General features: G+C 40.3%; 26 protein-coding genes. 7 read left to right on the top strand and 19 right to left on the bottom strand.

Annotated features, from left to right (window positions below):
• Positions 1-367: 367 nt before the first annotated feature.
• From EG2_RS14720 to rpsP, 9 genes are all read right to left on the bottom strand, one after another.
• Positions 368-1039 (bottom strand): hypothetical protein, encoded by a 672-nt coding sequence (locus EG2_RS14720; protein ID WP_060815218.1) that lies wholly within the window; start codon positions 1037-1039, stop codon positions 368-370.
• Between the two features lie 359 nt (positions 1040-1398).
• On the bottom strand, positions 1399-1746 hold the full coding sequence (rplS, locus tag EG2_RS14715; protein ID WP_002357176.1) for a 50S ribosomal protein L19: 348 nt from the start codon (positions 1744-1746) through the stop codon (positions 1399-1401).
• A gap of 257 nt (positions 1747-2003) precedes the next feature.
• Positions 2004-2759, bottom strand: a complete 756-nt coding sequence (gene trmD / locus EG2_RS14710; protein ID WP_082709577.1) for a tRNA (guanosine(37)-N1)-methyltransferase TrmD — start codon at positions 2757-2759, stop codon at positions 2004-2006.
• Positions 2749-3273 (bottom strand): ribosome maturation factor RimM, encoded by a 525-nt coding sequence (gene rimM, locus EG2_RS14705; RefSeq protein WP_060815216.1) that lies wholly within the window; start codon positions 3271-3273, stop codon positions 2749-2751. The genes trmD and rimM overlap by 11 nt, the downstream gene beginning before the upstream one ends.
• 48 nt (positions 3274-3321) lie before the next feature.
• Positions 3322-3798, bottom strand: a complete 477-nt coding sequence (locus tag EG2_RS14700; protein ID WP_060815215.1) for a GNAT family N-acetyltransferase — start codon at positions 3796-3798, stop codon at positions 3322-3324.
• 30 nt (positions 3799-3828) lie between these two features.
• A complete protein-coding gene (locus EG2_RS14695) occupies positions 3829-4632 on the bottom strand; it encodes a hypothetical protein (RefSeq protein ID WP_060815214.1) in 804 nt (267 codons plus the stop codon).
• 74 nt (positions 4633-4706) lie between these two features.
• Positions 4707-4970 (bottom strand): hypothetical protein, encoded by a 264-nt coding sequence (locus EG2_RS14690; protein WP_060815213.1) that lies wholly within the window; start codon positions 4968-4970, stop codon positions 4707-4709.
• Between the two features lie 111 nt (positions 4971-5081).
• Positions 5082-5327, bottom strand: a complete 246-nt coding sequence (locus EG2_RS14685; protein ID WP_003127686.1) for a KH domain-containing protein — start codon at positions 5325-5327, stop codon at positions 5082-5084.
• Positions 5328-5338: 11 nt separating this feature from the next.
• Complete coding sequence (gene rpsP / locus EG2_RS14680; protein WP_003127685.1) at positions 5339-5614, bottom strand: 30S ribosomal protein S16; 276 nt, start codon at positions 5612-5614, stop codon at positions 5339-5341.
• 278 nt (positions 5615-5892) lie between these two features.
• Here rpsP and EG2_RS14675 point away from each other — a divergent pair, with 278 nt between their 5' ends.
• Positions 5893-6444 carry an NADPH-dependent FMN reductase gene (locus EG2_RS14675; protein ID WP_003127684.1) on the top strand — a complete coding sequence of 184 codons (552 nt, stop codon included), beginning with the start codon at positions 5893-5895 and terminating at the stop codon, positions 6442-6444.
• Between the two features lie 173 nt (positions 6445-6617).
• On the opposite strand, the gene EG2_RS14670 is transcribed toward EG2_RS14675, so the two are convergent.
• Both EG2_RS14670 and EG2_RS14665 read right to left on the bottom strand, forming a co-directional pair.
• Positions 6618-7133: a dihydrofolate reductase family protein gene (locus EG2_RS14670; protein ID WP_060815212.1), complete on the bottom strand. Its 516-nt coding sequence runs from the start codon at positions 7131-7133 to the stop codon at positions 6618-6620.
• A 34-nt stretch (positions 7134-7167) separates the two neighbouring features.
• Positions 7168-7725, bottom strand: a complete 558-nt coding sequence (locus EG2_RS14665) for a DNA-3-methyladenine glycosylase I (protein ID WP_060815211.1) — start codon at positions 7723-7725, stop codon at positions 7168-7170.
• 96 nt (positions 7726-7821) lie between these two features.
• Between EG2_RS14665 and EG2_RS14660 the strand changes: the two genes are divergently transcribed.
• From EG2_RS14660 to EG2_RS14650, 3 genes are read left to right on the top strand one after another with little or no spacing between them, the layout of a single operon-like run.
• Positions 7822-8208, top strand: coding sequence for a GntR family transcriptional regulator (locus tag EG2_RS14660; RefSeq protein WP_060815210.1), 387 nt, complete (start codon positions 7822-7824; stop codon positions 8206-8208).
• Positions 8205-9086: an ABC transporter ATP-binding protein gene (locus tag EG2_RS14655; RefSeq protein WP_060815209.1), complete on the top strand. Its 882-nt coding sequence runs from the start codon at positions 8205-8207 to the stop codon at positions 9084-9086. Before EG2_RS14660 ends, EG2_RS14655 begins: the two co-directional genes overlap by 4 nt.
• Positions 9087-9098: 12 nt before the next feature.
• Positions 9099-10256: an ABC-2 transporter permease gene (locus EG2_RS14650; RefSeq protein ID WP_060815208.1), complete on the top strand. Its 1158-nt coding sequence runs from the start codon at positions 9099-9101 to the stop codon at positions 10254-10256.
• A gap of 76 nt (positions 10257-10332) precedes the next feature.
• Here EG2_RS14650 and EG2_RS14645 read toward each other — a convergent pair whose 3' ends face one another.
• The 4 genes from EG2_RS14645 to EG2_RS14630 form a co-directional block, all read right to left on the bottom strand.
• Entirely contained in the window at positions 10333-10536 is a 204-nt protein-coding gene (locus EG2_RS14645) for a CsbD family protein (protein ID WP_060815207.1), read from the bottom strand.
• 354 nt (positions 10537-10890) lie between these two features.
• Entirely contained in the window at positions 10891-12309 is a 1419-nt protein-coding gene (ffh, locus tag EG2_RS14640; RefSeq protein WP_003127677.1) for a signal recognition particle protein, read from the bottom strand.
• Between the two features lie 15 nt (positions 12310-12324).
• A complete protein-coding gene (locus tag EG2_RS14635) occupies positions 12325-12663 on the bottom strand; it encodes a putative DNA-binding protein (protein WP_003127676.1) in 339 nt (112 codons plus the stop codon).
• Entirely contained in the window at positions 12653-13126 is a 474-nt protein-coding gene (locus tag EG2_RS14630; RefSeq protein WP_060815206.1) for a 2-thiouracil desulfurase family protein, read from the bottom strand. Before EG2_RS14630 ends, EG2_RS14635 begins: the two co-directional genes overlap by 11 nt.
• A 143-nt stretch (positions 13127-13269) precedes the next feature.
• Here EG2_RS14630 and EG2_RS14625 point away from each other — a divergent pair, with 143 nt between their 5' ends.
• Both EG2_RS14625 and pnpS read left to right on the top strand, forming a co-directional pair.
• Positions 13270-13977, top strand: coding sequence for a response regulator transcription factor (locus tag EG2_RS14625; protein WP_060815205.1), 708 nt, complete (start codon positions 13270-13272; stop codon positions 13975-13977).
• Positions 13974-15716 (top strand): two-component system histidine kinase PnpS, encoded by a 1743-nt coding sequence (pnpS, locus tag EG2_RS14620; RefSeq protein ID WP_060815204.1) that lies wholly within the window; start codon positions 13974-13976, stop codon positions 15714-15716. Before EG2_RS14625 ends, pnpS begins: the two co-directional genes overlap by 4 nt.
• A gap of 74 nt (positions 15717-15790) precedes the next feature.
• Here pnpS and EG2_RS14615 read toward each other — a convergent pair whose 3' ends face one another.
• Complete coding sequence (locus EG2_RS14615) at positions 15791-16702, bottom strand: phosphate ABC transporter substrate-binding protein PstS family protein (RefSeq protein WP_005471921.1); 912 nt, start codon at positions 16700-16702, stop codon at positions 15791-15793.
• Positions 16703-17291: 589 nt separating this feature from the next.
• Positions 17292-18470 (bottom strand): pyridoxal phosphate-dependent aminotransferase, encoded by a 1179-nt coding sequence (locus EG2_RS14610; protein WP_060815203.1) that lies wholly within the window; start codon positions 18468-18470, stop codon positions 17292-17294.
• 167 nt (positions 18471-18637) lie between these two features.
• On the opposite strand from EG2_RS14610, the gene EG2_RS14605 reads away from it, so the two are divergent.
• Entirely contained in the window at positions 18638-19372 is a 735-nt protein-coding gene (locus EG2_RS14605; protein ID WP_060815202.1) for a DUF2087 domain-containing protein, read from the top strand.
• Positions 19373-19542: 170 nt separating this feature from the next.
• Here the strand turns inward: EG2_RS14605 and EG2_RS14600 are convergent, their stop codons facing one another.
• The gene (locus EG2_RS14600; protein WP_005471914.1) at positions 19543-20061 is read right to left on the bottom strand and encodes a prevent-host-death protein; all 519 of its coding nucleotides are present in this window, start codon (positions 20059-20061) and stop codon (positions 19543-19545) included.
• Positions 20062-20257: 196 nt separating this feature from the next.
• On the bottom strand, positions 20258-22384 hold the full coding sequence (locus tag EG2_RS14595) for a heavy metal translocating P-type ATPase (protein WP_060815201.1): 2127 nt from the start codon (positions 22382-22384) through the stop codon (positions 20258-20260).
• Positions 22385-22441: the final 57 nt, after the last annotated feature.

Raw genomic sequence — 22441 nt, 5'->3', positions numbered from 1 at the left:
GACGTAAACTATTTATTGTGTTCTTAATCAAAAAATCTAAAGAAGCATAGCCTATTATGCATATTGTATCTATCTTAATATTTGATATATTCCTATCATACCTACTACTCTCATTTTGAATTTGAAGGAGAAAAATTCAAAACTCATCTGTACATTTAGCTTTTAAATCAAATTTTTTACCTTTTGTAATAGAAATAAATATTTTTCGTTCACATCTCTATTTTCTATTAAAATACAAAGTTTAAGCAGTAACATGAAAATAAGCAGTGAATTCAGTATTGTATTTTAAACCTCATAAATCATGAATAAACTGCTATGGATATTTAAAATAATGGTACAGATAAAAATATGCTGAAAAATACTTTGTTTATTCATATCTTGAACATATTTTTTTTGATCTACAACGCAAATTATTTCTCTGTTTTTTTATTTTTATTTCTTTATAATCATACCCAATTTCGCTCATCAATTCTTCCCATGTCTTATTTGTCCGTCTCATAATTGTATATACAGATGGAAGATGTTTGGATTTTGAATAGTTTTGAAATTTTGTCATAGATAAATCATCTTCCATATTAAGTCTAATTATTTCATTCTTAAGCTCTAAAAGTATCTCAAAATTAGTTAATCCCTTATTCACTTCCTTTTTAAAAAGAAAACGAATGTCGCCCAATCTATTCTTTAAAGTGCTTAAACACGGAACATCTTTACCAGCAGACTTTTTTTCATAAACGCGTTGTGATTTTATTTTTTCTGAATCAATAAATATTTGTGCCACTTTTATTAATTCATCGGTCTCCATTCTAGCCCATTTTTTAGATCCGTTATTATCAATTCCAATGCTATTCAGCAAATTATTCCACGAGCCATATTTATTAATAATAAACCACATGCTGGGAGCTGAATGTGGATTTTTCGATAACTGTTTCTGATATTCTCGACTAGATTTTATTTCGTAAGTTTCAATAAACTGACTAATTGTTAATATAATTTTTAAATCGCTTTGATCCTTCCAAACAATACGCTTATCTTTTCCCATTACAAAAAACTCCTAAAATTATTTAAATAGAAACCTATCACATAAACTTTTTAGCACAATCGTATATGTTTTGCTTTTTTCGAAAGCATTCAACCTTTTTAGCAACTCGGGTTCAAAAATTGCTAAATTCGGTAAGTGTTTAGGTATTTTTCGTATTAAATTTGTCGTCAAAATGACTACTAATTTTTTCGGTATTTTGACGATAATAGTAGTCAATATTGGGAGATTCAGGACAATTTGAGAGAACATTAGAAAAAAAGGCCCAAAACATATTAAAAATGTGATAGAGAAAAAAGAAAAAGTCCTTGATATACAAGGACTTTTCACAGATTTCAGATTTCCAAGGAAGTTTTCCGTGTTTATCTTCTGATTTCTTTGATACGAGCTGCTTTTCCGTGTAATGCACGCAAGTAGTACAATTTTGCACGACGTACTTTACCGTAACGAACAACTTCGATTTGTGCAACACGTGGTGTGTGCAATGGGAAGGTACGTTCAACACCTACACCGTTTGATACTTTACGAACTGTATAAGTTTCGCTAATACCAGCTCCGCGGCGTTTGATAACAACACCTTCAAATAACTGGATACGTTCGCGAGTTCCTTCGACAACTTTCGCATGAACGCGAACAGTGTCCCCAGGACGGAAAGCTGGGATGTCAGTACGTAATTGTTCTTGAGTTAATTCTTGAATCAATGGATTCATCTTTATCATTCTCCTTATTCCCAAACATTCTTAAAGCAATTTGCTCCAGCGGAATATCGTAATAGTTGAGTTTACACTCACTGAAATATCTTACCATAACTTTCCAGCTCATGTAAAGACAAATTTCTTGTCACCAGCGTTTTTTTCCGACATTTATTTTGTCTCTGTAAAAAAGACAACGGACTAGACTGGTGCTTCTAGTACCCGTTGTGGTGGTTTCATTTGATTGCAGGTGCGATTCCAGCGACTGAGATTTTTTACTTTGATTCATCCTCTGCAGAAGCTTCTTCGGCGATCTCTTGTAACATTTTTTTCATTTCTGCTGTTAGGGGATAATCCACCAACATATCAGGTCGTCGATAATAAGTTCGTCTCAAGGATTCTTTTAAGCGCCATTCTTCGATCAATTTGTGATTGCCGTTCATCAAAACTGATGGGACCGTCATTCCTTGAAATTCTGCTGGTCGCGTGTACTGCGGATGTTCAAGCAACCCTGTGGAGTGAGAATCAGTCTGCGCAGACGTCTCGTTTCCTAGTACTTCGGGCAACAGGCGAACCGTCGCGTCGATCATCACCATCGCGCCCAATTCCCCGCCAGTCAAAACATAATCCCCGAGAGAAACTTCATCCGTCACTAGCGAACGGATTCGTTCATCATACCCTTCATAATGTCCGCAGATAAATACCAGATGCTCTTCTTGTGAAAAGGATTCAGCCATTTTTTGATCGAATTTCTTACCGGCAGGGTCTAACAAGATAATACGTTTTTTGGTTTGCGGAGTGGCAGTTTCGATCGCTTTTAAATTATCATAGATCGGCTGAACTTTCAGCAGCATCCCTGCCCCTCCGCCATAAGGGTAGTCATCTACTGTTTGGTGTTTGTTGTCCGAAAATTCGCGAAAGTTCGAGACATTGATTTCTAGAAGCTCTTTTTCCCGAGCTTTTCCAATGATCGATTCCCCCATAGGGCCCTCAAACATTCTTGGGAATAAGGTTAAAACATCAATCCTCATCATCCAACAACCCTTCTGGGATCTCAATATGAACTTCGCCTTTATCCAAATCAATTTTCTTTACCACTGATTCGATGTAGGGAATCAACGCATCTTTTTTCCCTTTGCGTTGGACTACCCAAACATCATTGGCTCCGGGAGATAGAATCTCTTTGATTTTGCCTAGTTCTCTGGCTTGTTCATCAATGACGGTCAAGCCGATGATTTCATGATAGTAATATTCATTTTCTGCAAGTTGTCCCAACTCATCTTTTGTCACTTTTAAGATACCGTCTCGCAAAGGCTCCACATCATTGATTGTGGGGTACCCCTCGAATGTCAATAAATCAAAATTCTTGTGTTTACGATGACTAGCGACGGTTAATTCCAGCGGTGCTTTATTTTCTCGAAACAGTGTTAATCGTTGCCCTTTACGGTAGCGTTCTTCTGGGAAATCGGTTTGCGAGATCACTCGTACTTCTCCCCGGATTCCGTGGGTATTGACAATTTTTCCTACATTTAAAAATTCAGTCACGATTGGTCCTCATTTCCTTTATAATCCTTCTCATTTTAGCATGGGCAGTTAAGGAATTCTAGTGTTTTCCCGAGGTGGAACTGCTTGGATCATCAACAAGCATGGATTTTCCGCTCCCCAAAGGGTGGGAAATGTTTCGACAGGCAAAAACCCCATCGCCTCATAAAAACTTCGTGTACGTTGGTAGTGTTGGTCTGGATGCGTCTCTGCCAATGTCTTAACCTGTAAAAAGGCCATACTTTCTCGTTGGCACCAACGGATGGCTTCTTGGATCAATTGGCTGCCGATTCCTTGATGGTGATCGGCTTTCAATACGCCCATAACATAAATCTCAGCAGTCGCTGGACTTGTTTTTACAAGGGTCAAAAAACCTTTGTTTTCTACAACGATCATTTCTTGATAGGCACTTTTTTCAATATAATCGGCAGTGCTTTCAGGCAGACCAAACCATTCCGGCAAGTCAGTCAGAATGGTTTGTGCGATTTGTTTCTTTTCTTGAGGATCAGATAAATACGTAATCTGCATGTCTTCCTCCTACACGTTAGATTGGCTCTTTTATTGATTCATTGAGACAGCCATTTTCAATGCGGATAAAGGATCTTGATGTTGCAAGGTATAAGTGATCTTACCGTCTTGCCAAGAAACGGTGTTAGCCGTGTAATCTGATTTTCCCATATCAATGGTGATTTGCCCAATACCTGGAGCAGGCAGCATAGCTTCTTCTAAGTAGGACACGATTTTTTTTGCTACTGGCACGGGGTCTTGATTCTCTTGATTGACACCACGGACCGTCAAATGCCAGTTGCCTTCTTGCCAGCTTAGATAACTAGAACCAGCAGCACCTTGCATATGACCAGTGATGTTATGTCCTAGATCGACCGCCTGTCCGCCTTCATCAAGGTTCGCATGTACAGCGGCCGCTGCTTGGTCTTCATTTTCGTAAGCAGCATTTTTGTAGCTAGCGATTGGTGTCTCATTGTTCAATGATGGATCATTCAATTCTCGTTGATCATCTAACTGATAATAGAGGATAGAGAGTTGATCTGCCCCTTCGTCGGTTGCAGCATTCAAGGTCTTTTGCTCCGTCATCGGTACCTCTGATGGCAAGCGATCCTGCGGAAAAGCAGCTAACAACTGATCCAGTGTTCCTGCTTGGGTAACTCTCTTACTTGACTCAGTTTGCGCGGCACTGCTGGAGACTGCCTCACTACTACTGCTACTGCTTTCAGAAGAAATGATTGTACTAGTATGAGTGCTTGAATGGGTTGACTCAGACGTATCCGTATTATTTTTCGTGTCACATCCTGCTAATGCCCCAATGGCCAATACTGTCACTAGGAGTCCTACTTCTTTTTTCATGATGGTTTCCCCCTTTTTATTGAGCATACCCTTTCCAAAATAAAAAGACAAACAACTTTGCTTGTCTTTAAATACTAGCTGATTACGCTCGAAATCCAATTTTGTAAAGCCTGCCAACCGTCTTTCAGCCATTGAATTCCTTGATCCAGATAGGTTGATAACTGATCCCAGCGGAAATCTCGTGTCCATTGACTAACTTGAGTAAAAATCACATCCCGATAGATCCATAATAAAAATAGCAAAAACAGCACACCTAGCGTGCGCCAGATAAATGAGCCTACTTTATAGATAAAAACTAAGACTAAAATAAAGATGATCCATGCGACTATTTGTGACATACTCCCGCCTCCTTTTTCTTATTATCTCAAAAATCAGCCGATCTGTCATAGGTCTTGAGCATGAACTAACAGGATAGAAAAAAAGCATCACTCAATGAGTGATGCGATCAATTACTTTCCATCAATGATATTTAAACGGACCTTTTTGGGACCGTTGGTGCGAACCCCGTAAACGATCGTCCGGATTGCTTTAGCCACCCGACCTTGTTTACCAATGATTCGTCCGATATCTTCCGGAGCAACTGTAAGATTATATTCAAAGAAATCTTCTGATTCAACCACATCAAGCTGGATCTCCTCAGGTTTGGTCACTAATGGTGAAACGATCGTTAAGACTAATTCTTGCAAATCATTCATCCGTCGTCACCTTATTTCTTAGTGAATTTAGCTTCGTGGTGTTTTTTCATTACGCCTTCTTTTGAAAGAATATTGCGTACTGTATCAGAAGGTTGCGCACCTTTTGATAACCAATCAAGAATCAAATCTTCTTTGATTGTCACTTCAGCTGGGTCTTGCAAAGGATTGTAAGTACCTACTGTTTCGATGAAACGTCCGTCACGAGGAGAACGTGAATCTGCTACGACAATACGGTAAAAAGGTTTCTTTTTAGAACCCATGCGTTTTAAACGAATTTTTACTGCCATTATTTACACCTCCATTGTTTTAATCACAAGAGCTAGTTTAACAGGTTTTACTGACGGTGTAAAGAGTTTTTTCTTTACAGTCTCTTTTTTTCTGTTTCTTTCTTCTATAGGTTATCTTTTGCCAGATTTTCCTGCAACGCGTATCATTAGAGAGAGACAGTCATTATAGCTGAGACATCGCTTTATGACTGGATTTTCTAGGCAAAGGCTTTTTATTTGTCAGTTTTACTTACTTTTGGTAAGATAAAACATGTAAAAGATATGAGGAGGAATTCAACATGACAAAAAAAATTGGTTTTATCGTTGGTAGTTTACGCGAAGGCTCTTATAACAAGCTGGTAGCGAAGAAATTTGCAGAATTATTGCCAGAAGGTTTCGAAGCTGTCTTTTTAGAAATCGGCAATCTACCATTTTATAATGAAGACTTGGAAGTAGAAGGCAAAGTGCCTACTGAATGGACAACATTCCGTAATGAATTGCAAAGTGTGGACGGTGTATTCTTCTTTACACCAGAGTACAATCGTTCTGTACCAGCAGCATTGAAAAATGCCTTGGATGTTGGTTCACGTCCTTACGGAGCAAGCAGCTGGAGCGGGAAACCTGCTTTAGTCGTAAGTGTTTCACCAGGTGCGATCGCTGGTTTTGGTGCGAACCATCACCTACGTCAATCATTGGTATTCTTAGATATGCCAACCTTGCAACAACCAGAAGCTTATATCGGTGGAATCATGAACTTAATCGATGAAAACAATACGATCAAAGAAGATACCGTCAACTTCTTCCAAACAATCGTTGACAATTACATCGACTTGTTCAACCGTTACAACTAAAAACCGGTCACGATTTTGTGACAGTCAAATAAGAAACGCACACTCACTGATCTATCCCATAAAGGAAACCAGTGAGTGTGCGTTTTTTTGGTGGATGGTTCAATGTAAACTCTGAGTGAATCATAAGGAAGTATCTGGAACACAGAAAAAGAGAAACTCAGAAAGCACACCATCTATTTTCGTTGATAGTGGATCTCTACGAGTTCACCCATTTGCGTCATATCCACGAATTGTAAACGAGCAGCATACTCTCCTGGCTCAAACAAGCGCTTGCCTGTCCCTAATAATACAGGAGCGATCTGTACATACCATTCATCAATCAGATCTGCTTCCAATAAAGGATGCAGTAAATTTCCACCGCCAACCAACCAAACCGTTTTCTCTTTTTTCAATTGTGATAAAAAAGCAACCGGATCTTGATCCACAACCACTGCGTCCGTTAAATCGGTCTGCATCTGACGGGAAAACACATAATTTTCTTTTTCCGGATAGAGCTTCTCCGTCGCCAGCATTTTTTTTGCTTCTTCGTACGTCTTACGGCCCATTGCTGTTGCATCAATCGTTTCAAAAAATTTCTCATACGTAGTACTTGTCCCCGTATCGGTCTCCAACAACCACTCCAATTGATCTTTTGCTCCAGCTAAATAGCCATCTAAACTGATAGCGCCATAAAAAACCAGTTTTCCCATATATGACTCCTCCTCGATTTTTCTCGTCTTCTTTCTAAAGTTCCTCGTAACAGATACAGCTTGTCAGGTGATCGTTAACCATTCCTACAGCTTCCATGAATGCATAGATCGTCGTCGTTCCTACAAACTTAAAGCCACGGGCTTTCAAATCTTTCGCCAAGCGATCAGAAATTGGTGAATGGGTGGGTACTTCTGATTGTGTTTGAAAATGATTGATTACTGGTCGATGGTCGACATAACGCCATAAAAAATCAGAAAAACTGCCGATTTCTTGCTGAATCGCTAATACGAGTTGTGCATTATGAACTGCCGCTTCTATTTTTCTGCGATTACGAATAATACCGGGATCATCCATCAGTGCTAGAATTTTCTCTTCCGAATAATTGGCCACTGTCTCAATATCAAAGTGATCATATGCTTGATCAAAATTTGCCATCTTGTTCAAAATCGTTTGCCAACTCAGCCCTGCTTGATTCATATCTAAAACCAACTTACGAAACAACTGCTGATCATCATACTCCGGTTTCCCCCAGATATGATCATGGTACTCTTGCATTGCGGGACTACTTGTTGCCCAACCACAACGAGTCATAGTCACTCCTCCTTTTTGTCTTATTTTAGCAAAAGTTCTTTACTTTTGATAGTGTACTACGTATACTAGTACACATAAATGAAAGGGGCTGAGTACATGGTCATGATCAACAAGACAAGCAGCAAACCTTATTACGAGCAGCTGATATTGAGCATTAAAGAAGACATCTTGCATGGTGTTTTGAGACCGGGTGATCAAATTCCTTCGGTTCGTGAGATGGCCAAACGCTTGTTGATGAACCCAAATACCGTCAGCAAGGCCTACAAAGTATTAGAAAATGAGCAGGTCTTGATCACCATCAAAGGCAAAGGAACGTTTGTCAAAGCACTGGACAGTGTTCCACGCGACGAGCGGCGCATCCAACAATTAAAAGAACGATTGAAAGAATTAGTGATCGAGGCAGGACATTTGCAGATCAGCATCCAAGAAATCACTGCTTGGGTCACTGCTTTTGAAGAAGAACTGGGAGGGATCGATAAATGAACCTAGAAGGCGTTACAAAGAAAATTGAAGGGACTACTATTCTAGAAGATGTTACATTTTCATTGCGCAAAAATGAAATCGTCGGTTTGATTGGGCGCAACGGCTCTGGAAAAACCACGCTTTTCCGTACACTCTCAGGACAGTATGCTTTAGACGGCGGCGAAATCATGATTGATGGTCAATCATTGGCTCAGAAGCCACAACTAAAGGAAAACTTATTTTATATCGATGAAAAAGAGAACTTTTTAGCGGCGTATTCATTGAAAAAAATCAATGCCTTTTATCGTCTCGCTTATTCCCACTTTAATCAAGACCTTTATCTTGAGCTGATGCAGAGCAATGGATTGCCGCTTGGCCATTCGTATCGCCGAATGTCTAAAGGCATGCAAGGATTGTATAAAATGATCTTAGCCATTGCTTCAAATGCCGATTACTTGCTATTAGACGAACCTTTTGACGGTTTAGATATTATTGTACGCAAAAAGGTCATTGGCCTTTTGTTAGAAAACTTGAGTGAATCTAATCGCACAGCCATCATCGCTTCTCATAATCTAAATGAGCTTGAGAACATTATCGACCGAGCCCTTTTAATCAAAGGAAGAACAATCGCTAAAGATTATCGGTTAGAAACGATGCGAGAAAATGCCCGTAAAATTCAATTCGTCTTTCGTGGGAAACAGGTACCGCCACTGATCAAACAGCATTCGAAATTGATCAATCGTCAAGGACGCGTGATTGTTGCTTTGTTCGAAGAATACGATGCAGCATTAGAAGAACAGATCCGGCAATTAGAGCCGTTGCTCTTTGAAGAACTCCCATTGACCTTGGAAGATTTATTTGAAGCCAATTTGAGTCAAGAATCCTTGTTGAAAGGTTAGAGGTGAAAGAAAATGTTAAAACAAATTTATCGTCAACGATATGGCAAACTGTTGCTTGGCTTTTGTCTAGTCTTGGTTTTGATTTATGCAGGAATGGGCTGGGATACCCAACGTTCTTGGCACAATCAGAAAACCTATTTTGATTCAGAAGAATTCAAGAAAGATTTCCAAGAGCATCCTGATTACTATATTAAGGACTATAACGGAGAAAAACCAGTCTATTACTCATCGATCGATGAATACAAGGATGAAAACTTGCTCATTTATAATAGGCCGGTACCAGAAAGTGATGGACAGGATACGTATATTGCTAATTTCAATATCTCAGGTGCTTTTTTTATTCTTCCATTATTGTTTGTTTTTGGTTTTCTTAGTTTTTTCATTGATCAAAAGACAAATTTCAATCGTTTTTTATTCTCATTGCCCTTTAAAAAACGACAGATTTTCCGTCAAAAAGCTGTTTTCTTATTTGCACCGGTCAGTTTCGCTTTAATCATTGGTATTTTGAGCAATATTTGCATTCGCTACTTGATGATTCCCTCCGAATATTTCCAAATTCCGTTATCAGACCTATTCGCATCTGGTGTTGGTACGTTTGTGGGAAATTTGGCAGTGACAGCCATCGGGTGCTTTTTAGGAGTTCTTTTAGGCAATCTCTTTTTCGGTCCATTAACGATCGTTTTGATTTTTTTCTTGATGAGCGGTTTTTACAGTTTTTACTATAATCTGCAAGAATTTCTGAGCTTTTTCTTCTATGGAAAAGGGGGTCACTTAGTATTGAACAATCTTTGGAATGACTGGCCCAATGGCTTACCAGTCAATTGGTGGGCAATCCTTGCCACGCTGTTTCTGTCTTTCGTATTGATTGCAGCTGCTCAAGAAGTGTTCGCTCGCATCTCCTTAGAAAATGATGGCGACTATCTGACGGTTCCCGCCTTTCGCTTGCCAGTCTTTATAGTGATGGCCATTGGTACTTGGTTCTACTTGATCAATATGAATTGGATGCTGGTCCAACTCTATTACGATGACTTCTCTCAAATGAGAACCATCGTTTCGATTTGTATTTACTTAGTGGTCTGTCTTGTAGTCAGCTTCCTATTGGTTTATCCGAAAGCAATCAAAAAATGGTGGCATGCTCGTCGCTTTATGAATAACCGGTCTGTCAACTAGCTCTTCTTTGACAGTCTTCCTTTTTAAAAGAAAAAAACAACCGTTAACGATTTCGTTAACGGTTGTTTCAGTTAAATTAGCGGTTAGGCTTGTCTTTATCGTCATGCTTATCAAAGAAATTATTCACTTTGCGAGAAACGTCATCTGCAAAGTCTTCTACTTTGTCTTTCACTTTACCGTACTCGTTTTGGGTTTTCCCTTTTAATTCTTCGGAGTCATCGCCCGTAACTTTCCCTTTTGTTTCAGTAATTTTACCTTCAACTCGATCTTTGTTTGTCATCGTAACTTGCTCCTTTCAATTACTATAAATAAATAGTAGCATCTATCCGGCTAAAGCACGAATATTTTGCCTTGCAACGCGTTCAAGTACTTAATGAATCTACTGGATCAGCTAGTTAAACAATCTATCCTCGCTCAGCCGATACATGTTCAAAGGTCGCTATATTACGTTTCAGCTATCGATCCAACTGATAAGTATTCCTTTCCCAAACAAGTAACTGACGAACAGAAGACTACAAACGAAAAAAGCAACCGTTGTCGACCAAACCATCTTCTAGTATCAGAAATGATCCTGGGATCCTTTCGATACTTTTCATGGTGATCAGCATAACGGCTGCTTGCTTATTTCAGTTAATTATTTACGTTTTTTCTTTTTCTTCTTTTGTTTTTTGACCATTCGGTTCATGGCCATTTTACCTAATTTTCCTTTAACACCGCCGCCAAACATTTGATCCATACCCGGGATATTCATATTCCCTTTGGTCATTTGTTGCATCATTTTCCGGGATTCTTTGAATTGTTTAATCATCCGATTGACTTCGACCACGCTATTTCCAGACCCCGCTGCGATCCGACGACGACGACTTGGATTCAACAAATCAGGATTTTCCCGTTCTGCAGGCGTCATTGAATAGACCATCGCTTTCTGACGCGCGATTTGTTTCGGATCGACTTTGACGTTTTCGATACCTGGCATTTGACTCATTCCTGGAATCATCTTCAAAAGATCTTCGATAGGTCCCATGCCCATCACTTGGTCGATCTGCTCAACAAAGTCATTGAAGTCGAAGGAATTTTCTTTCATTTTTTGCGCTAATTCTTCTGCTTTTTTCTCGTCGTAATCTTGTTGGGCTTTTTCGATCAGCGTCAACATGTCTCCCATACCTAAAATACGGCTGGACATCCGATCCGGGTGAAAGACTTCTAAGTCTGTCAGTTTTTCCCCAGTACCGGTAAATTTGATTGGCGCACCAGTCACTTGTCGAATGGAAAGCGCAGCACCACCACGAGTATCCCCGTCTAGTTTCGTAATAACGACCCCAGTGATACCTAATTGTTGATTGAAGCTGTCGGCGACATTCACAGCATCTTGTCCAGTCATCGCATCAACGACTAAGAGGATTTCATTCGGCTGTGCCAACTCTTTGATCTGCTTCAATTCATCCATCAATGTTTCATCGATGTGTAAACGACCGGCAGTATCGATTAGGACATAATCATTTTTCTTTTCTCTTGCCAATGCCATCCCTTGACGAACGATCTCAACAGGACTGACATCGGTTCCCATATCAAAAACTGGTACATCTAATTGTTGGCCTAAAACTTTCAGCTGATCGATCGCTGCTGGACGGTACACGTCTCCTGCGATCATCAAAGGCCGCGCATTTTCTGTCTTGATCAAATGGTTGGCTAATTTCCCAGCAAATGTCGTTTTACCGGCCCCTTGCAGACCAGCCATCATAATAACAGTCGGGATTTTTGGTGATTTCTCAATACCAACTGTTTCTGAACCTAATGTTTTGGTCAGTTCCTCATCAACGATCTTGACGATTTGTTGCGCGGGAGATAAGCTGTCTAAGACTTCTGCTCCAACTGCACGTTCACGAACATTTTTGGTAAATTCCTTGACTACTTGTAAATTAACGTCGGCTTCTAATAAAGCCAAACGAATCTCCCGCATCATTTCTTTTACATCTGCTTCAGAAACTTTCCCTTTCTTACGCAGTTTGCTCATCGCCTGCTGTAGGCGTTCTGTTAAACTTTCAAATGCCATCTTTTTTTCATTCCTTTATTCTTCGATTTCTTGGATCTCTTCGATCAACGAGCGCAATGTCTCATCTTTGGGATAGTGCGTCTTGGTGTACTCAGATAATTGCTCCAACAAGTCTTCCCGCATCATATAATCCGAAAACATGTGTAGTTTTTTTTCATAGTCTTCAAGAATTTTTTCCGTTCGTTTGATATTATCATACACGGCTTGCCGACTTACATGGTATTCTTCTGCAATCTCACCTAATGAGAAGTCATCTGCATAATACAATTCCATATAATTCATCTGCTTCTCAGTTAACAGTGTAGAATAAAATTCAAACAACGCGTTCATTCGATTGGTTTTTTCAATCTCCATTATTTTCCTCCTGCTCAGCAAGCCAGTCGACATCCGACAGCACGGTCATTCCTTGTTGTTGAAAATAAGCACTGGCGACACCAACACCTTCTTTTTTGACTCCTGAAAAATTGCCGTCGTAAACAATCCGACTGCCGCAAGAAGGACTTTTTTCTTTTAAGATCAGTTGCGTGATCCCAAGATCGCGCAATTTTTGATAGGCAAGCTTTGCGCCGATCATAAATTGTTCTGAGACATCTTCTCCAGTGACAGTAATGACTTTGGCTTTTTGTGACCAAACATCTCTACCGTCCCCACCAACAATTTCTGCTGGTTCACGAGGAATTGGCAATCCGCCAAGGACTTCTGGACAGACCATCACTGCTTGACCAGTTTGAACGAGTTCAATCAGTTGAGCAACTGCTTGATGCTGCCCGTCATAGCGGCACATGACCCCACCTAAACATGCACTGATTCCAATCATCGAACACCCTCAGCTTTCTTCTCAAATCGTCCTTTATTATAGCATTTATTTGTGGTAGACAATAGTACCAATTCTTTATTCATGCTAAAATATAGCTAGAACAACGTAAAATGATTGTTCCTTTGTTAAGAAAGGAGTTCATGATGAAAAAAATTCTCGTGGTAGATGATGAACCATCTATCGTTACTTTACTTACATTCAATTTAGAAAAAGAAGGATACCAAGTCGTTTCGGCTGTCGACGGTAAAATGGGGTATGATCTGGCACTATCTGAAGATTTTGACTTCATTATCTTAGATGTGATGTTGCCGCAAATGGACGGTATCGAAATCACCAAGAAACTACGACAAGAAAAAATCGAGACCCCTATTTTAGTTTTAACCGCTAAAGATGATCCGATTGATCGGATTCTTGGGCTTGAAATCGGAGCAGATGATTATTTGACCAAGCCCTTTAGCCCTAGAGAAGTGCTCGCTCGGATGAAAGCAATCTTTAGACGGTTGGAACCACGAGGCACTGCAGATCTTTCGGATCAGCCAGCAGAAATGTTGCAGATCGGCGACATTTTAGCAGACTTGACCAATTACCAAGTAAGCGTCAAGGGAGAAAAGATTTTTCTGACTCCAAAAGAGTTTGAACTGCTAGTATACTTCATGAAACGGAAAGGCCGTGTGATCGACCGCGATACGCTGCTGAATCGCATTTGGAATTTTGACTTTGATGGCCAAAGCCGAATCGTTGATGTGCATATCAGTCATTTACGCGAAAAGCTGGAACGTGACCCGAAACATCCCGAGTATTTAGTGACAGTTCGCGGATTTGGCTATAAATTTCAGGAGCCTCATTCATGAAACGCTTTGGCTATGGCCTATGGAGTCTGCTATTAGCCGCGCTATTTATCATCTGCTGGCAGTTTCTTAGCAGCTTCTATCGTCAGCAAGTGATTGCCCAACAAGTAGACTTCTTGGAAGAAAAAGCGGCGATTTTCTTGAACCTTTCTGATAATCAACCAGCGACATTGCAACAATTTGCTGATGCCTATGTACAGGATAGTTCCAGTCGGATCACTTTATTGGACAAGGATGGGCGAATCATCTACGATACTTACGATTCGTCCTTAAAAGAAAGCCGAGCCAACCGGCCTGAAGTGCAGGCAGTCTTAAAAGGTAGTAATCTGGGCCAGTCTTTGCGAAAAAGTGATACATTGAATGAAGAACTGCTGTATGTTGCGATCCCTGTCAAAGAAGATGGCAACTTGCAGCAGATTTTGCGGATCGCTGAACCAACGGCACCTTTTTTTGCTAAAAGCCAAACCATTCAGCGTTCGATCTTTTTCGTTTATCTCCTATTTTGTTTATTTGTCAGCTTTCTGACGTTTCATGCGTTACGTCAAAGAAATCGTCCTGTGCAGACTATTTTGCCTGTTCTAAAAAAAATGATTTCTTCTCCTGATCAACAGGCGATCATTATGCAAGAAACACCTGAGCATGATGACTTATACCAGACGATCAATCAATTGAGTGAACAAATGAGTCGAACCTATCAAGCTTATGCCGCTTCTGAACAACAATTGTATGGCCTGTTGAATGAACTGATGATTGGGGTTTTTATCATTGATCAGGAAGACCGATTATTATTGCTAAACCCTACCATGCAAGAGCAATTAGGGATCAAAGCGTTGCCTAAGTTGCCACAGCCATTCACTGAAGTGATTCATGATACACAGTTGATTCAATTAATTTATCACATGAACGAGCAGACCCCTTCTTTACAAGAAGAAATTGCTTTAAGTGATGATCATCCGCGAGTTCTTGACGTGACATTGCGTCTCTTTAATGAAAATGAGTTGTTAGGGATCTCTTATGATCTGACTCGGGTGCGTCAATTAGAAAAAATGCAAAAAGATTTCGTCGGTAATGTTTCTCATGAATTGAAAACGCCAGTCACTTCTTTGATTGGTTTTACGGAAACATTATTGGATGGTGCCTTAGAAGATCGGGAAACATTGGTTTCGTTCCTTAAAATCATTCAAAAAGATGCCTATCGTCTAGAGAATTTGATTCAAGAGATTATTCTCCTATCCAAAGATAGTCATTCATTTGATTACACCGCGCAAGAAATCAACCTTCGAGCATTGATCGAGCAAATCATCCGCTCCTATGAACCAATTGCACGAGAAAAACAGTTGTCCTTTATCATCAATGGTCCCGAAGAGTTGATTTTCATCTCAAAAAGAGAGTTACTGCAACCAATCTTAAAAAATTTGATTGAAAATGCAGTCAATTATTCCAAATCACAAGGAGCCATCCAAGTTGACTATTCGTATCGAGCAAAACAATTACAGCTTTCAGTTCGTGACCAAGGGATCGGTATAGATCGAGAAGATCAAGTTCGGATCTTTGAACGTTTTTATCGCGTAGATAAAGCTCGTACGCGTAATTCAGGAGGAACCGGCTTAGGACTAGCCATCGTTAAAGATTATACGAAACTGTTAGGCGGCACTATCACAGTTGACAGTTTCCCAGGGGCTGGCTCAACATTTACGATCACACTTCCTCTTGAGACCAAAAAAAATTCAGGACCTGCGTAATCTATACGCAAGTCCTGGATTTTTTAGTTTACAGTCTTTTTTATTAAACGAGCCAACTTCTGTTATCAGTCAGCTTAGTTTATATTCGTAACTTCCCCTTCAACACTACGTTCAACTTTCATTTCTGTGATTGGTAAGTATCCTAATTCTTTCACCACACCTTGTTGAATATCGTCACTCAACATGTAATCAAGAAATGTTTTGACGTTTGCATCTGGTTCGCCATTTGTATACATATGCTCGTAAGACCAAATTTTCCAGTCATTTGTAGCAATATTTTCTGGAGTAGCTTCAACACCGTCAATCGTTAATGCTTGTAAAGAATCATCCAGATAAGATAGAGCAAGATAGCTGATTGCTCCTGGTGTTTCTGCAACGATTTTGCGAACCGTACCAGAAGAGTCTTGTTCTTGGGTTTGAATTGTTTCGGCCCCGTCAAGTCCCCATTTTTCAAATGTTGCTCGTGTACCACTACCAGAGGCACGGTTGATCACTGCGATCTCTTGGTCTTTTCCACCAAGTTCAGACCAATTTTTGGTTTTACCAGTGAAGATATCAATCAAGTCCTGTTTGCTGATATCTTTAACACCAACTTCTTTATTCACTACAGGAGCCATTCCAACTACGGCGACTTTATGGTCTACCAATTTGCTAGCATCTACTCCGTCTTTTTCTTCAGCAAAAACATCAGAATTACCGATTGTTACAGCACCAGCTTCTACTTGGCTCAGTCCTGTGCCGCTACCGCCGCCTTGAACAGTAATCATATAGTTTGGATTTTCAGAGGTGAAACTTTCTTGTGCAGCTTGAACTAATGGTTGTAGTGCAGTTGATCCAACAGCCAAAATTTCTACATTTCCAGACGCTGCTCCTGAAGCACTTGATTCATTTGATGCTTGACCGCTATCAGCAGCATTTGATCCGCTATTTCCACAGCCAGCTAGTAATAGTCCTGTTGCTAAAATTAAGAATCCCAGTTTTTTCATTTGTTAAATCTCCTTTCGTTATATGCTTAGTTTAGCAACCCCTTGTAAACCCATGATTGATTTAAAGTAAAGAATAGATAAACCCATGTAAATCTTTTGTAAACATTAAAACGTATCACTCATCATTGTTCCTCTCTTATCATTAAAGTGAAAATAGCTTGCCTGATTACTTCTTAAAAAAGCAAAAGGTTCAAGTGACGCTGTGTGTTGTTCGTTATGACTCCATATTGGAGCTACACTTACTTTGCTTCGCACTGGCTTCTAGCGCGTTTGCGCTAAGAAGAACTTGCATATCACTCTTCAAATGTTAATCGCAGTGATTCAGTTGAATGTGACTACGCTCTCTTTGATCGCCCCTGCTCATCATCTGCTCGTCTACGCTTTACTTCGCCTACAGTTGCTTCTAAGCCCAGTTCGCTAAGAAGAACTTGCATATCACTCTTCGAGTGTCAATCGCAGTGATTCATTTGAATGTGACTACGCTCTCTTTGATCGCCTAGTACTGCTCATCATCTGCTCTGCCACTCTTCGAGTGTCAATCGCAGTGATTCGCAGCAAAAGAGCGTCCCAATGGGACGCTCTGATGTGTTTATTGATTTGGTTGTTTCTTCATATAATTACTTAGTCGCTTCATGGCTTCTTGCAGGCTTTCTTGGCTGGCTGCGTAGCTTAGGCGTACATACCCTTCGGCTTCTGGTCCGAATGCGATCCCTGGTATGATTGCTAATTGATTTTTTTCTGCTAAATCAACACAGAATGCCATCGAATCTTGTTCATAACCGGTTGGAATTTTTGCAAATAAATAAAAGGCTCCTGACGGCTTGGCGATTTCAAAACCTAATGCCGTCATTTTTTCATAGAGAAAATCACGTCGCTGTCGGTACTCGGCTTTCATAACTGCAGCATCATTGATTCCTTCAACTAACGCTCTTACGGCTGCTTTTTGTGAAATCGTTGAGGCTGCCGTTACTAAATATTGATGAACTTTGATAATTTGGGCAGTTAAGGCAACAGGAGCAAAGATAAAACCAATCCGCCAGCCAGTCATTGCATGTGATTTTGATAACCCATTGATCAAAATGGTCTGTTCCGGTAAATATTCTGCGATCGATACATGGGGTGCATCGTAAGAAAGTTCACTATAAATTTCATCACTAACGACAAACACAGGATATTTTTTCAGAACTTCCGCGAGTGCTTGAACTTCTTCACGAGAATAAACCACGCCGGTTGGATTACTAGGATAATTTAAGATAACCGCCTTGACCTGATCCCCATGCTCAATCAAAGCCGCTTCCAACATCTCCGGTGACAATACAAAATCGTTCGCTGTGGTATCTAAATAAATGGGGGTAGCGTGAGCTAGTTGAATCACGGGCTCATACCCGGGATAAATAGGTGCTGGCAAAAGGACTTTATCTCCGGGTTCCAGGATTGCTAATAAAGAAGCAGAGATTGCTTCAGTTGCACCGATAGTCACTAATACTTCTGATAACGGATCATAACTCAATTGATATTTTTCTTTTAAAAAAAGGCTTGCGGCTTCTCGAACATCCGTTAACCCGGCCATTCCTGAGTAATGGCTGTAATTTTGCTCAATTGCTTGAACACCAGCATTTTTGACATGATCCGGTGTATTGAAATCCGGTTCGCCTAATGTTAATTTCAAAATATCTGGTATACCAGATACCCGCTCATCAAATTTTCGAATCAAAGAAACTGCAATTTGATAGACTTCTTTGTTAAAACGTTGACTGACATCTGTCATCGTATCACTCCTATCCACACAAAGTTACCTTTTGTTATTGCTGTTAATCCTATCACATTTTGATCCGTAATTTAATACTTTCGCTAAAACAAAAAATAAAAATTCTATCTGTTTATATATTTGCAAACAAAATCCATAAATGTTAGTATATAAACAAACGAAAGGAGATGATTAAAGTGAGTACTATTCCCGCAACCTCTTTATCAGACTATGAACATGGGTATCGTTCCACAAAAACACATTATCAATGCCTATTCTGCGATGTTAATTATGAGAAAGAGCAGATTTATCCAACCTCTGATCGCTTTTATACCGCCAAAAAAAGCATCTCATTACATCTAAATGAGGTCCATGGTGGTTTGCTGAATGCTTTGCTGTCATTAAGTCGCGAGCAGACAGGTTTGTCAGAAAGCCAACAAGAGATCTTATCATTATTTGCGCAAGGACTCAGCGATGCCGTCATCGCGCAACGTCTAGGTATCTCTAATTCGACAGTACGAAATCACCGCTTTAAATTAAAAGAAAAAGAACGGCAAGCGAAAGTCTTTTTAAGCATTATGGCACATTTAGAGGAACAAGATTTTGTTCTTCCCCATACAGGAGCAACCATGTTGGATGATCGTTATGCAATCACCAGTGAAGAAAGAGAAAAAATCATTGCGACTTACTTCGATCAAGATGGGGTGATTCATCAATTTCCAAGTAAGGAAAAACGTAAAATCGTGGTATTGAGTGTTTTGGCTCAAAAATTTGATTCTCAAAAAAATTATTCCGAAAGTGCCGTCAATGATATTTTGAAACAGTTTATTGCTGATTATGTCACTGTTCGCCGCTATTTGATCGAATACGGATTCATGCAGCGAACCAAAGATGGTAAAACCTATTGGTTGACGGTTGCTTAGAGGGTCGCTGAAAAAGGCTGAGACTTAGCTGTTATCTGATGGTCCTTTTTGATCCTAGGCAGGAGTATCCTTTTCACACTTTTTTTGTCTCAGCCGTTATTTCTATCAGTATCGACTAAACTCACACTATTACATTTACGCAAAAAAACAGTTATGCTGTAGCATAACTGTTAGTTTTCTTTAAGGAATATTTTTTTGATGATCAATTTATCAAAAAGCTGAGTTTGATTGTCTTGCTCGCCGATGACTTCGGCACTGACAGATTTTCCATCGGGCTTTTTGCGCAATTGATAGACAATCTTTCCGGTTTCTTTTAATTCATTGATCATGTCAACTACACCGCCAAAGCCTGTTTTGCGGGTAATAAAGCCTAACGCGACCATTCGTTCGTCCAAATTTTTTGCAGAAATCGTTGCCCCTGTGATCAATGCTTGCCGCATAATCTGTAAGAATTCTTCCAATCCCGCCACAGCTGGTTGATCCGGCTCTTCTTCCGCTAATGGCCGTTGATCCAGTTCCTGTAAGAGTGTTTCATATTGCTCTTGTGTCAGCATGACCCCCGCCACTTTTTCACGATTGAATACATATACTGCTGTTCCCGCTTCTCTCGCTTGATTAAATACATCCATCGGAGATTTTTTTACTTCAGTGATCGAAGTAGTGGGAACCTCTAACTTCTTCAGTTCCATTCTCAACGTCCTCCTTGTCTCAACGAACACATTATAGCATAAAGTCACTGGTCGATTGTAGGTTTATTTCGACTGCTTTGCTGTTAAATCACCAAAGAACCCTCGATTCTCAACTGACTAAAAAACCGAATCAGTTTGTTTCGGTCGTTCTCCTGCTTACAAGAGAATCAATGGAAACAAACGATTCGGTTTTTTGTCACTCATCAATTTTGAGTGTCATAGCATTGATTGCTACTACGATCGTGCTTAGTGACATCAGAACGGCGCCGACAGCGGGATTTAAAATGATACCAATTGGCGCTAGGATTCCTGCAGCTAAAGGAATCGTCACAATATTGTACCCTGCTCCCCACCAAAGGTTTTGAATCATTTTTCGTCTAGTTTTATGAGCCAGTTCAAGAAAATGCAGAATATCATTAGGGTTACTATTGGTCAAAACAACATCCGCAGAATCAATCGCGACATCTGTTCCAGCACCGATAGCAATGCCGATCGTTGCCCGAGCCAAGCTTGGTGCATCGTTGATACCATCACCAACCATCGCTACCCGTTGTTTTTTATTTAGATAATCAGCAACGATTCGTTCTTTATCTTCTGGCAATAACTCAGCAAAATACTCATCGATGCCTAAATAAGTTGCCACTGCCTTAGCAGCTGCTTGATTGTCTCCAGTTAACATCACTGGTGTGATCCCTTGTTTCTTCAATGTTTCAATGAAATTTACCGCCTCTGGTTTGATTTTGTCTCCCAAAGCTACGAGTCCTTCGACTTGATTGCCTTTCACCAAGTAGCTAATGGTGTTCCCTTGTTCTTGATATTTATTCAATCGGTCCGTATCAATGGTTGTCTGATACTTTTCGATCCCTTTCTGATTGACGATCTGCCATTTCTCCCCAGCAATCATCCCTTCGATCCCGATACCAGAATGAGTTTGAATCCCAGTGGCTTCCTTCGGCTGAATATTTTCTTTTTTTGTTTGCGCTAAGATGCCATCAGCAATAGGATGGTTGGCCGATTGTTCCAGTCCTGCTAGATAGGCTAGTAGTTCATCTTCTGGATAGTCACCAAAGCTTTCAATTCCTGTGACTGAGAAAGTTCCTTGTGTTAAAGTACCGGTTTTATCAAGTAACAAATAGTCTAGATCATGGGCATTTTCCAGTGCATTACGATTTTTTAACAATAAGCCGTTTTTAGCAGCAATTGATGTCGAACGTGCGACAACCAACGGAATGGCTAATCCAAGTGCATGAGGACAGGCAATGACAAAAACAGTTACCATCCGATCCAACGCTGTTGGCAAATCCGCTGCGAACACCCAAATTACAAATGCGGTAATTCCGACGACCAATGCAATATAGAACAACCATTTTGCCACTTTATCTGACAAAGCTTCCAATTTTGATTTATCCGCCTGCGCTTGACGAACCATTTCCATTACTTTTGAAAGATAGCTCTCATCACCGGTTCCTGTTACTTCAATAGTAATCGTTCCATTCCCATTCACGGAACCCCCGATTACCTTCGAACCGGACTCTTTCGCTACTCTACGGGATTCACCCGTAACGGCGGATTCATCAATCGTGGTTGCCCCTTCTTTAATGATACCGTCTGTAGGGATTTTGTCACCCGCTCGAACGATCAAACGATCATTTTTCTTCACTGCGTCCAGTGGTATCTTTTCTTCAGAACCATCTGACTTTTTGCGAGTTACTTCATCAGGCAATAATTCAGCTAATTTTTGCAATGCATTCCCTGCATTGGATACAGCATTCATCTCGATCCAATGCCCTAAAAGCATGATCACAATCAATGAAGCCAGTTCCCAAAAGAAGTCCATGACATGTGCGCCATGCATGAAATGATTCGCGATAAACGCGTAAATACTATAGACATAAGAGACTGTGATCCCCATGGCAATCAACGTCATCATTGCTGGACTCTTTTGCTGCAGTTCCATCTTCGCTCCGCTCAAGAAAGGCTGACCGCCATAGAAGAACAAAATCGTGGCTAAAATCAGCACTAGCCAGTCAGATCCTGGAAAAGTGAACTGAAAAGGCAATTCAAGCCCCATCATAGGGGATAAAAGAATAATCGGGATTGCTAAAACCAAGGAAAGCCAAAACTTTTGTTTGAAATTCCCCATATGCATACTATGATCCATTCCACTCATGCCATGATCCATGTGGCTATGATCCATCTTGTTGTGATCCATCTTACTGTGATCCATCTTACTGTGATCCATCTTACTGTGATCCATCTTACTGTGATCCATCTTACTGTGATCCATTTCCGAATGTCCTCCGTCCATTTCGTTATGGCTCATCTCAAACTCCTCCTTTTTACTGGAAAATTTTGCGCCCTACTGGAACGCGCAGAAGGT

The organism is Enterococcus gallinarum NBRC 100675 (assembly GCF_001544275.1).
Lineage (GTDB): Bacteria > Bacillota > Bacilli > Lactobacillales > Enterococcaceae > Enterococcus_D > Enterococcus_D gallinarum.
This window is presented reverse-complemented; position numbering and strand designations above follow the sequence as displayed.